7 protein-coding genes and 1 pseudogene are annotated in these 9227 nt (G+C 71.9%); 4 read left to right on the top strand and 4 right to left on the bottom strand.

Annotation, left to right across the window (positions count from 1 at the left end; all coding sequences use genetic code 11):
* Positions 1-99 precede the first annotated feature (99 nt).
* From ABZ896_RS50465 to ABZ896_RS50450, 4 genes are read left to right on the top strand one after another with little or no spacing between them, the layout of a single operon-like run.
* Positions 100-1020 carry a sugar ABC transporter permease gene (locus tag ABZ896_RS50465; protein WP_360945509.1) on the top strand — a complete coding sequence of 307 codons (921 nt, stop codon included), beginning with the start codon at positions 100-102 and terminating at the stop codon, positions 1018-1020.
* The gene (locus ABZ896_RS50460) at positions 1017-1919 is read left to right on the top strand and encodes a carbohydrate ABC transporter permease (RefSeq protein ID WP_360945506.1); all 903 of its coding nucleotides are present in this window, start codon (positions 1017-1019) and stop codon (positions 1917-1919) included. Before ABZ896_RS50465 ends, ABZ896_RS50460 begins: the two co-directional genes overlap by 4 nt.
* A 2-nt stretch (positions 1920-1921) precedes the next feature.
* Positions 1922-3637 (top strand): hypothetical protein, encoded by a 1716-nt coding sequence (locus ABZ896_RS50455; RefSeq protein ID WP_360945503.1) that lies wholly within the window; start codon positions 1922-1924, stop codon positions 3635-3637.
* Between the two features lie 5 nt (positions 3638-3642).
* Positions 3643-5475: a hypothetical protein gene (locus ABZ896_RS50450; protein WP_360945500.1), complete on the top strand. Its 1833-nt coding sequence runs from the start codon at positions 3643-3645 to the stop codon at positions 5473-5475.
* Between the two features lie 16 nt (positions 5476-5491).
* On the opposite strand, the gene ABZ896_RS50445 is transcribed toward ABZ896_RS50450, so the two are convergent.
* The 4 genes and pseudogenes from ABZ896_RS50445 to ABZ896_RS50430 all read right to left on the bottom strand — a co-directional run.
* The gene (locus tag ABZ896_RS50445; protein ID WP_360945497.1) at positions 5492-6760 is read right to left on the bottom strand and encodes an ABC transporter permease; all 1269 of its coding nucleotides are present in this window, start codon (positions 6758-6760) and stop codon (positions 5492-5494) included.
* A complete protein-coding gene (locus ABZ896_RS50440) occupies positions 6757-7491 on the bottom strand; it encodes an ABC transporter ATP-binding protein (protein ID WP_360945494.1) in 735 nt (244 codons plus the stop codon). Before ABZ896_RS50440 ends, ABZ896_RS50445 begins: the two co-directional genes overlap by 4 nt.
* A complete protein-coding gene (locus tag ABZ896_RS50435; protein ID WP_360945491.1) occupies positions 7488-8795 on the bottom strand; it encodes a peptidoglycan-binding protein in 1308 nt (435 codons plus the stop codon). Before ABZ896_RS50435 ends, ABZ896_RS50440 begins: the two co-directional genes overlap by 4 nt.
* 33 nt (positions 8796-8828) lie before the next feature.
* A pseudogene (locus tag ABZ896_RS50430) lies at positions 8829-9227 on the bottom strand (hypothetical protein); the annotation flags it as partial.

The following is a 9227-nucleotide window of genomic DNA, read 5'->3' as shown; positions in this document are numbered from 1 at the left end:
GGTGTCCCGACACCGCCGCCCGGCCCCGGACACCCGCGTGATGCCGGGCTCATGACCGGAGCCCACCGCTATCCAAACCACCAGCACGGAGTCAGGAAGATGACAAAACGCGCCTCGGACGTGTCAGCGAGCCCGCCGGGCCTGCTCAGGAGACGCAGCAAGTACACGCTCGCGCCGCTCGTCCTCATCTCGGCGAACGTGGTGCTCTTCGCGCTGTTCTTCGTCTGGCCGGCGGTGATCGGGCTCGTCTACTCGTTCACGAACTACACGGGCGTGGGGGCGTTCCAGTTCATCGGGCTGGACAACTACCACAACCTGTTCGGGGACTCCACGTTCTACGACGCGCTGTCCCGCACGCTGCTGTACGCGGTGCTCTTCGTCCCGCTGAACTTCGTGGTCTCGCTGCTCGCCGCCAACCTGGTGGTGAGCAAGCACGCGAAGGGCGGGTCGGTCGCCCGCGTCGTCTTCTTCATCCCGTGGCTGCTGTCGCCCATCGTCGTGGGCGTCCTGTGGCGGTGGATGTTCGGCGAGAACTTCGGACTGGTCAACTACGTGATCGAGAAGTTCGGCGGGGGCGCCGTTCCGTGGCAGTCGAACGCGGACCTCTCGCTGCTCGTGGTGGTGATGGCGGCGGCCTGGGCCTGGACGGGCTTCACGATGCTGCTGTTCATCGCGGCCATCAAGAACGTACCGGTGTCGTACTACGAGGCCGCCTCGCTCGACGGCGCCGGCCCCTGGCGGCAGTTCTTCAGCATCACGCTGCCGAGCATCGCGCCCACCTCGTTCATCGTCATCCTGCTCAACACGATCAACGCGATGAAGGAGTACCCGGTCTTCGTCGCCCTCAACAACGGCGGGCCCGGAACCTCCAACAACCTGCTCGTCCAGTACATCTACGAGACCGGCTTCAAGCGGGGACAGATCGGCTACGCGAGCGCCGCGTCGTTCGTGCTCATGCTCATCCTGATGGCCGTCGCGGTCGTGCAGCTGTTCGTCAACCGGCGGGTGGAGAACCGATGACAACCACAGACATCCCGCGCCCGGCCGACACCGGCTCCGGACGAGCCGTCTCCAAGAAGCGGCCCCGCAAGACGGCCACCGGTGGGCTCCGGCAGGCGGTGTCCGCGACGACACTGCTGTGGATCATGGCGTGTCTCTACGGTTTCCCGGTGCTGTGGTTCGTCCTCAGCGCCTTCAAGCCGGCCAGCGACCTGTTCTCCTACCCGCTGACGCTGGTTCCGCACAACCCCACGCTGTCGGGCTTCGAGGCGGCCTGGGACAGCGCCAACTTCTCCCAGTACTTCATCAACACGGCCATCGTGTGCGTGGTCACGACGATCCTTACGGTGGGCGTCAGCTGCTGCACCGGCTACGCGCTGGCCAAGTACGACAACAAGTGGCTCAAGGCCTTCTTCATCTGCATCCTGGCCACCACGATGCTGCCGTCCGAGGTCATGCTCGCCCCCGAGTTCCTGGTGGTCCGCAACCTCGGCCTCTACAACTCGTTCGCCGGCATCATCCTCCCGGCCGTGCTCACCGCGACCGGCTGCTTCATGTTCCGCCAGTTCTTCCTGACGGTCCCCGACGAACTTGTGGAAGCCGCACGCATCGACGGCGCCAAGGAGCTGTCGATCTTCCTGCGGATCATGGTGCCGCTGTCCCGGCCCATCATGCTGACGCTCGCCATCCTGTCCTTCCAGTGGCGCTGGAACGACTACATCTGGCCGCTGCTGATGCTGAACGACCCCAGCAAGTTCACCGTGCAGATCGGAATCCAGAGCATCGTCGGCGCGCAGAACATCAACTGGTCGGTCCTGCTGGGCGCGTCGGTCATCTCCATGATCCCGCTGATCGTGATCTTCCTGGTCTTCCAGAAGTACGTCATGGGCGCCGACATCAACGCCGGACTGAAGGACTGACCTTGCACCACCCGCTCGACCACGAGTTCGTCCGTGCGGTGGCCGTCGCCGCCGACCGGTCCGTCGCCCCCCTGGCGGCCGGTCCCGACGAGGAGCCCGCCGGGGTGCCGCACCGTGGTCTGGCGCGCCGGGTGAAGACCCTGGTCGCGGCGTACCGGTCCCCGGACTCGGCCCTGCACAGCAGCGGGCGGGCGGTCGCCGCCGCGACGACCCACCTGCGCGCCCTGCGGGCCGTGCAGACCGGCACCGGCCTCTTCGCCGGCGGCGACAACGTGCAGTCCCCGCCGGACTCCGCGTTCACCGTCAACGACGTGTGCGACGCGTACGTGCTCGCCGCCGGCGGAGGACCGGAACTGCACACGGTCACGGCGGCGCTGGCCGAGATCGCCCGCGCCGCCGCCGACAGCCTCCTGACCGGTGGAGTGCACACCCCGAACCACCGCTGGGAGCTGAGCGCGGCGCTGGCCCGGCTGCACCGGTCCTTCCCCGACGACCGGCTCCTCGCCCGCGTCGAGGAGTGGCTCGCCGAGGGCGTCGACATCGACGCGGAGGGCCTGTACTCGGAACGCAGCGCCGTCTACGCGACCCATGTGACCAACCCGTCGCTGTTCCTGCTCGCCGAGGTGCTCGACCGCGCCGACCTGCGGGACGCCGTCGAACGCAACCTCGCCGTGACCCTCGATCTCATCAGGCCGGACGGCACGGTGGAGACCGTCCACTCGCGCCGGCAGGACCAGAAGCACCCGTACCCGCTGGCGCCCTACCTGCCCCACTACCGGTTGCTCGCGATCCGCACCGGCCGGGGCGACTTCGCCCGGGCGACACGGCTGGCGGCCGCCAGTGGCATCGACGACCCGGACCTCCTCGCCCAGACCCTCCTCACCCCGGACCTGTGCCGCACCCTGCCCGCCCCTGAGGAGGAAACACTCCCGCGCGGCCGGTACCTCACCACCGCCCGCCTCGCCGCCCGCGTCTCGCCCACCACGCACACGGTGGTGTACGGCGGCTCCGACGTGCCCGCACACCGGCGCATCCGCTCGGGGCTCGCCTGCAACCCCACCTTCCTGCGCCTGTTCGCCGGCGACGCCGTCCTCGACGCGGTCCGACTCTCGCGGGGGTTCTTCGACCTCGGCCCCTTCCGCGCCGCCGGCATGCGGCAGCTCGCCGACCGCCGGTACGAGCTCACCGAAACCCTCACGGCCGCCTACTACCAGCCGCTCCCGCCGGACCGCAGACGCGGCGACGGCGCGTACCGACTGGTGGACGAGGGACGCTTCTCGGCCGCCATGGCCTTCCCGGACCGGCCGCGCGACGAGGTCTCCCACACCACCCGCGTCGAGGTGGACCTGCGGGACGACGGCGCCGACCTGCGGATCGCCATCAGCGGCCCCCGGGTGCCCTGGTCCCTCGAACTGACCTTCCGGCCGGGCGGGGTGACCGAGGGCGCCGTACCGATCGGCGACGACCGCTGGTGCCTGACGACCGGCCCGATGACCTACCGGGTCGGCGACGACGAGATCCGGGTGGCGGCCGACGTGGAGGCGGGCGAACCGCTCGCCGGGCCGGACCGCGGCGACGTCTTGCGGTACGACCCGGGTCAGGACTACACCGTGGTCGGCGGCACCGACGCCACGACCGGAAACCGTGTCTGCCTCGGTGGCCACGGACCGCAGACACTCACCCTCACACTGCGCCACCTCTCCGGCACGAAGGGCTGATCTCCTTGCACCTCCCCCGCCAGCTCGGCCCGTTGCACGACCTGCCGGACACTCCGGAGGCCTACGACGCCGTCCTCACCGACGTCACGGAGCAGGCCCTCGCGCGCCTCACCCCCCAGGGCAGCCTCGAACACCCCGACTGCGTCGACGACATCGGCGACACCTCGCTCGGCATCACCTCGCTGCTCGCCCTCGCCTGGCAGCGCGGCAAGGACCCCAGACTGCCGGAGGCGGTCGGCCGCAGCCTCGCCTTCCATCTGCGCGAGCGGGTGTACACCGAGGACAACCCGGGTTACCCGAACCTGAAGGTGCGCAACTCCGGTCTGCCGTACGCCCGTTACACCCTCGCCGCGGGCGCCCACCCCATCGGCGACTGGCCGAGCACGGTGTGGGCGCTGCTCCAGGCCGTCAACGTGCTGGATCTGGCGGACGGTCTCGTCGCGGACGAGCCCCGAGACCAACTCCTCGACGTGGCGCGCGGATACTGGCGCTGGCTCACCGAGGCGACCTTCTTCAACCCGCAGGAGGCGGGCAACCAGGCGATCGGCTGTGTGGTCGGCGGCCTGATGCTCGCCGCCCATCTGCCGGACGGGGAACGGGAGTCGGTCCGCGAGCGGGCGCTGCGGCTGTACACCGAGGAGATCCACGCCCACCGGGTCGGCGACCGGGGCGCGCTGCTGCCTCCCGAGCACGGAGGTGCGTACGACAACAACTACGGTCCGATCTCCCTGTCCTTCCTCGCCCAGGCGTATCTGGTCAGTGGCGAGGAGATCTTCGCCGAGGACGGCGACACCCTCGCCCGCTACATCGACGCCCGCCTGACGAACGGCGGCTTCGACAACGGCGGCCCGCGCTACAGCGAGCAGCACTCCGCCTTCGAGTCGGTCCTCGGCCTGCGCTACTTCGGCGCGCGGATCGGCTCCGACCTGGGCCGCTACCGGGGCGACAGCCGCTGGGCCCGGCACGCGGTCAAGGAGGACGGGGGAGTGGACGGCCACTTCGCGTGGATGCTGGTCTGGCAGATCCAGGACACCACGCGCTGGCACCGGGAGCCGTCCACGGGGACCGCCCGCCATCAACTGCGGGCCGGCACGGTCTCGGTGGCCTTCGACACGAAGATGACTCCGGCGGTCGTCGAGGCCGCGGGTACGTACTACCTGCCGGCGGCCGTGAACCGACAGCACGGTTTCGGGCCGGTCGTGGACGGGTTCCTGCTGTGCCGGCCGATGGGGGAGGTCCGGGTCCGTGACGTGCGTGCGGACGGCCTCGTCGCCAAGCTCGTCACCAAGCCGGTGGTCGGGCGCGACCATGTCCTACGGCATGTCCGGTCCCTGTACGTCACCGACGGCGCGCGTCTGTGGACGACGGTCGCGGTGGAGCGGTTGCCCGGGACGCCGTATCTGCTGGCCGGATTGCCGTATGCGGAGGACGACGGTGACCGGGTGCGGCGGACCGCCGAGGGCGAGGTGGCGTCCGCGGACGGGCTGCGGCTGACGCACCCCGAGGCCGCGGGGGACGAGCACTTCGACGCCCGCGCCGGGACGACCCAGGAGCAGGCCGCCTTCGCGCTCGCCGAGGACCCGCGTGGGTACGGCAACCCCGACGAGGGGTGGCGGCACCTCGTCAGCTCCACGGCACTGGAGGCGGAGCCCGTGGCCGCGGCGCCGGACGACCTGCATGTCTTCGCGGTGCGCTACGGCGGGGGCGGTGCGTTCACGGCCACTGTCGAGCGGGACGGCGCGGGGCTGATCGTCCACACCGAGGGCTTCACGGCGAGGATCGGCGACCCGGCGGGGGACGCCCAGGGGGAGCCGGAGCTGACGATCTCGGGCTGCTGAGGTCGGCGCAAGGCGGTCAGTGGCGGAACGCGTCCACCGGCTCGATGCGCGCCGCCCGCAGCGCGGGATACGCGCCGGCCAGCAGGCCGGTCAGCGTGCCGACCAGGGGAGCGAGCAGGGCGACGGCCGTCGGCAGGACAGGCGTCCACTGCTGGAAGAGGGCCACCCCCACCACGGTGACCACACCCGCGGCCGCACCGATCAGACCCCCCACGCTCCCGATGAGCGCGCTCTCGGTGAGGAACTGCGCCGTCACATGGCGGCGGCGCGCCCCCAGGGCCCTGCGCAGCCCGATCTCCCCGGTCCGCTCCAGCACCCCGATCAGCGTGGTGTTGGCGATGCCGACCGTCCCGATCGCCAGGCTGACCCCCGCGAGCAGCAGGAACAGACTGTTCAGGTCGGTGGCGACATGGTCCTTGAGGGAACGCGGGTCGGGCGGGGCCACGGCGAGCAGCGTGTCGGGCCGGTCGGGGCGCAGGGCGAGGGGCAGCTGCGCGGCCACGTCCTCGGCGGCCCCCAGCTCCGTGTCGACGATCATCTGCGTCGGCTCGTCCTGCTTGCCGGGCGGCCCCCACAGCCGCCGGGCGGTACCGGAGGGGACGACGACCGAGGCGAGCACCTCCGACTTGCGTGCCACGTCGCCGATGATGCCGATGACCGTGACCGGCGTCCCCCCGAGGAAGACGACGGGGCGTCGGTCGAGCCGGGTGATGCCGAGCCGCCGCGCGGCGCCCGCGCCGAGCACCGCGACCGGCTCGGCCCGGCGGTCCAGGACGGCGTCGTACAACCGCCCGCTCTGCACGGTCGGGCGCAGCGCGGGGAGCGCTCCGGCGGAGGCCGCGATCACGGGCAGCTGCTCCGAGGGCGCCCCGGGCAGCGGGACCCCGGTGACGTCGCCGACGCGCTCGGCGGCGAGCGCCGAGTAGGTGCCCGCGCTGCGGACCCCCTTGATCTGCGCCACGCGCGCGTCGGCGTCGCCGGGGAACGGCGTCCCGGTGGAGGTCAGGTCCTCGGGGCGCACGGCGTCCGTCTGGCGGACCGTCACCTCCGTCGCGGTCAGGGCCGTGAAGCGCCCGGAGATCTGCCCGGTGGCGCTGGCGGTCATGCCCAGCACGGCCACGACCGTGCCGACGCCGAGGACGACCCCCAGCATGGTCAGCATCGTCCGGCCCGGCCGCTGGAGCACACCGGCCAGTGCCTCCCCGAGCAGGTCCGCGACGGGCAGCGTCGTGGTGGGCACGGCCGCCGTGGTCCGGGCCGAGCGCGAGGAACGTCGACGTGTCATGAGGCCGTGCTCCGTACGTGGTCGGTGCGGTCTTGGGTGAGGACGCCGTCCCGCATGCGGACGACCCGGCCCGCGCCGTCGGCCACCGAGGTGTCGTGCGTGATCATCACGATCGTCACGCCCTCTCGGTGCAGTCCCGCGATGAGGTCGAGCACGGTGCGGGCGGTGGCGGAGTCCAGGTTGCCGGTGGGTTCGTCGCACAGCAGCAGAGAGGGCTGTACGGCGAGGGCGCGGGCGATGGCCACGCGCTGGCGTTCGCCGCCGGACAGGGTGGTGGGTTCGGCGTCGAGCCGATGGCCCAGCCCCACGCGCTCCAGGGCCTGTGCCGCCAGCGCCCGCCGACGGCGGCGGGGGACCTGCGAGTACAGCAGCCCCAGCATGACGTTCTCGACGGCGGTGCGGTGCGGCAGGAGGTGGAACGCCTGGAAGACGAAACCGATGCGGTGCGCCCGCAGCGCGGTGCGCTCGGCGTCGGGCAGGCCGGTGGTGTCGACGCCGTCGAGCAGGTACCGGCCCGCGGTGGGACGGTCCAGCAGCCCGAGGACGTTGAGCAGCGAGGACTTGCCCGACCCCGAGGCGCCGACCACGGCGACGTACTCCCCGCCGCGCACCGTGAGATCACAGGACCGCACCGCGGCCACCGGCGGCACGGACGGGTAGGTGAGCTCCACGGCCGCCAGCTCGACGACGGGCGGACGCACCCCGGCGGGCAGTGGCGACGGCGACCTCATCGGCCGCCCCCTCGCGACGCCGATCCCTCGGCCGGCGTGAGCGCCCCGTCCTCGGGCTCGGAGATCACGACCCGCTCCCCGTCCCGCAGGGCGCTTGCCCGCCGGGGCGTGACCGCGACCATCCCGTTGGCGGACATGCCCGCCGTGACGGGGACCTGCTCCTCCTCGCCGGACGACAGCATCCGTACGACGTTGGTGGTGCCGTCCGGCGAGGCGAAGAGGGCCGCCACGGGCACCACCAGCACTTTGCCGGAGCTCGCGGCCGTCTCGATCCTCACCTGCACGTTGCTGCCGGCGAGCTCGGCGTCGAGCGGGCCGTTCGGGGTCACGGTCAGCGGATGGCTGGAGACGCCGGTGTCCTTGTCCTGGACGAGCGGGCCCACCGAGGTGACCGTGCCCTTGGCGGTGACACCCGTCGACTCCGAGAGGATCTGCACGCTCTGCCCCTTGCGGACGAGGTCGCGCTGACCGGGGTTGAGACTTCCCCTGATCTCCAGCCGTCCGGACGACAGCGTCACCAGGGGAGCCTTGACCGGTGCCCCGAGCGTCGCCTGGCTGGCGGCGACCCGGGCGGGAAACGCCGGCAGGAAGACGAACTCGCCGGCGGGAAGCATCGGCCCGGACCGGGCGCGTACGTCGTCGAGGTCCTGGCGCGCCCGCCGCAGCCTCTCGCCCTCCGCCCCTTTGCCGGTACCACCGCGGCCGGCGGCCAGAGCGTCCTCCGCCTCGGCCACCCTGTCCTCGGCGGCCGACACCTCCTGCGCGTCACCGGTGGTGGGCACCTCGTACCCGATGGCCTCGTACAGGGCGCGCACCGCCGTCTTGGTGCCCTCGCCGAACTCGCCGTCGTACTCGCCCGGATCGTGCCCCAGCTGCTTGAGGGCCTTCTGCAACTGGGCCACGTCGTCGCCCTTGGCGCCGGGCCGCAGGTCCCGGTAGGCCGGCTTGACGCCCGGCAGCGCGAACAGCGGCCGCCCGGACACCTCCAGGATCACCTTGCCGGGACGGATCTCCTGCCCCTGCTCCGCCTTGACCGCGGTGACGATGGTCTGGGCCTCCTTGGACGACGGCGTGACCTCGACCGTGCGGGAGGCGGAGACGTCGCCGCGCAGGACGACGGTGGACGTCAGCACGCGCCGCTCCACGGGCGTGGTCAGCGTGGTGAGCCCCGGGCCCGCCGCCTCCGCCGCGACCTGCTGCGGCGAGCGGACGGTGGAGCCCGCCACGAAGCCGATCACGATCAGGGAGGCGGCGGCGACCGCACTCCCGCCCAGCGCACGGCGCCTGCTGCGCAACGTGTTCATGACGCTCTCCGTTCCCTTCCCCCACGCCCCGCGCTAGCGACCCAACACCTGGGCGACATGGCGCATGACCGCCTCCTTGCCCCGGGTGTACTCCGCCAGCTCCTGGCTCTTCTCGTCGACGACACGCGTCTGGTACGCCCGCTCGACCGCCGCCAGGGTCTCGGCGACCTTGGCCTTGCGACCGCACTCGACCTCCGCGACCGCCACCGCCTTCTCCTCCGCCGACGGGGTGGCCGCCGCCTGCCAACGCGAGTCCGCCCAGGCGTCCTTGGGGCGCTGGTAGTCGAACCCGGACTGCTTCATGCAGCCGCTCCAGCGCGCGAGCACGGCGACCGCCCGCGGATCCTCGTCGATCTTGCCCTGGAGGTCGAGGAGAAGGCCGAGGAGGAGCGCAAGGCCGCGCTGGCGGCGGAGCGTGCGGATCAGGGTGAG

Origin of the sequence: Streptomyces sp. NPDC047072 (assembly GCF_040643855.1) — a bacterium.
In the GTDB taxonomy this organism is placed as follows: domain Bacteria; phylum Actinomycetota; class Actinomycetes; order Streptomycetales; family Streptomycetaceae; genus Streptomyces.
The sequence above is the reverse complement of the archived record's forward strand: the minus strand, read 5'-3'. Positions and strand labels throughout refer to the sequence as shown.